General features: G+C 60.5%; 3 protein-coding genes. 1 reads left to right on the top strand and 2 read right to left on the bottom strand.

What is annotated here, in order from left to right:
- Positions 1-325 precede the first annotated feature (325 nt).
- On the bottom strand, positions 326-1,021 hold the full coding sequence (locus RN01_RS32335) for a fumarylacetoacetate hydrolase family protein (RefSeq protein ID WP_008645799.1): 696 nt from the start codon (positions 1,019-1,021) through the stop codon (positions 326-328).
- A gap of 43 nt (positions 1,022-1,064) precedes the next feature.
- The gene (locus RN01_RS32330) at positions 1,065-1,487 is read right to left on the bottom strand and encodes a VOC family protein (protein WP_008645798.1); all 423 of its coding nucleotides are present in this window, start codon (positions 1,485-1,487) and stop codon (positions 1,065-1,067) included.
- Between the two features lie 120 nt (positions 1,488-1,607).
- Here RN01_RS32330 and RN01_RS32325 point away from each other — a divergent pair.
- A partial coding sequence (locus RN01_RS32325; RefSeq protein ID WP_039016860.1) for a LysR family transcriptional regulator occupies positions 1,608-2,103 on the top strand: 496 nt, incomplete at its 3' end.

The following is a 2,103-nucleotide window of genomic DNA, read 5'->3' as shown; positions in this document are numbered from 1 at the left end:
CTCAGGGGTCTTGGTTTGGGCGCTGCTGCTATCTACTGCTAGATAGGTAACCAGGGCTAAAAAAAAGACCGCCTCCCGGTACTGACAAACGACTTGGTGTTGCGTGGATCGGCTTGGTGCTGCGGACTGCTTTGCTGCATCGCGTCGTCCATGACCCAAATATTATCTACTACTAGATAGATAGGCAAGGAGAATTTGGAGAAATTGCTATGCTCGAACTCGAGCAGCCGCTCTAGAGTGTTCGTAATTGCATGAATAAAAAGGAAAAACGGCGTTGCTCACGAGAAATGAGCAACGCCGTTTGGCACTACGTGAATGTGATGTTCTAGCGCTTGCCGATGGTGAAAGTGATTTCACCGATACCCTCGACACCGCCGCTGACGACGTCGCCGGGGTTCAGGGCGCCGACGCCTGCCGGCGTGCCGGTGAAGATCAGGTCACCCGGTTCCAGTGCAACGGCTTCCGAGATATAGGCAATCACATCGGCAACAGGCCAGATCAGTTCGGTCAGGTCGCCTTCCTGGCGCGTTTCGCCATTGACCTTGAGCCAGATCGCGCCCTTGGACGGATGACCGATGCTGGAAGCAGGATGCAGCGGACCACAGGGGCCTGACGCATCGAAGGCCTTCGACCAGTCCCACGGGCGGCTCATCTTCTTGGCGACGTCCTGCAGATCACGGCGCGTCATGTCCACGCCCACGGCGTAGCCCCACACCAGGTCGAGTGCCTGCGCCGGGCTGACGTTCGTGCCGCCCTTGCCGATCGCGACAACAAGCTCGATCTCGTGGTGGAGGTTCTCCGTCAACGGCGGATACGGCACCGTGCCTTCAGCGGCCACGACGGCATCGGCTGGCTTGGTGAAGAAGAACGGCGGTTCGCGATCGGGATCCTTGCCCATTTCGCGTGCGTGGGCGGCGTAGTTGCGCCCCACGCAGAACACGCGGCGGATAGGGAAACGGGCCTGGCTGCCCGCCACGGCTACGCTGGCCTGCGGGGCAGGCTGGATGACGAATTCGGTCATGTCTCGCTGGATTGTCTTGGGATGGGTGAATCGTGTGGGGGTGTTACTTCGCGAATACCTGGCTCATGTCGCCGAACGCCTTGAACTCCAGCGCATTGCCCGACGGGTCCAGGAAAAACATCGTGGCCTGTTCGCCAACCTGACCCTTGAAGCGCACGTGCGGTTCGATCACGAACCGGGTGCCGGCGGCGCGTAGCTTGTCGGCCAGGGCTTCCCATTCGGTCATCGGCAGGATCGCCCCGAAGTGGCGTACGGGCACGTCATCGCCATCCACGGCGCTGGTAGCGCGGTGGCCGCACTCGTCGGGGGACAGGTGCGCCACCACTTGATGGCCGTAGAAGTTGAAATCGATCCAGGCGTCGGAACTGCGGCCTTCCGGGCAGCCAAGCAGTTCGCCATAGAAGTGGCGAGCAGCGGCAAGATCGTGCACGGGAAAGGCAAGGTGGAACAGGGGAATGGCGTTCATGGTGGGGCGTTATCTCCATGGATGCTTGAAGGCGTCGTTGATTGTAATCAGCAGAACTCGTAATATGAAACGAATCATTTTTTGACTGAGCATCGAAAATTTCGATGCTTGAATCCCACCTTGCTCCGCTATTTCAAGACCTTTCTCGTAGCCGCCGAAACCGGTTCGTTCTCGTCGGCCGGCGCGCGGCTCGGGCTGACGCAGTCGGCCGTCAGCACCCAGATTCGCCGGTTGGAGGAAGATCTCGGCTGCACATTGTTCGATCGATCGGGCAAATCGGTGACCCTGAGCGAGGAGGGCCGGCAGATGCTGGCGGACGCCTCGCGCATCGTTGCGCTCTACGAGTCGATGAAGGGCGCGCGACTGCAGCGCGATACGGCGCCGCTGGATCTGGGGGCGGTATCGACTGTTCAGGCCAGTCTGTTGCCGCGTGCCATGCAACGTTTTCGCGTCGCGTTTCCTGACACCCACGTCAATATCGTGCCGGGCATGTCGACGCAGTTGCTGACGCAGGTCGATGCCCGCGAGTTGGACATTGCGGTGCTGGTCAAGCCGCGGCTCGGCATTCCACCCGAGCTGAAGTGGGTGCCGCTGGTGAAGGAGCGCTTCGTGGCGG

Origin of the sequence: Cupriavidus sp. SHE, assembly GCF_000812445.1 — a bacterium.
Lineage (GTDB): Bacteria > Pseudomonadota > Gammaproteobacteria > Burkholderiales > Burkholderiaceae > Cupriavidus > Cupriavidus metallidurans.
Note: the sequence above shows the minus strand (reverse complement) of the source record. Positions and strands in the feature narration are given on the sequence as shown.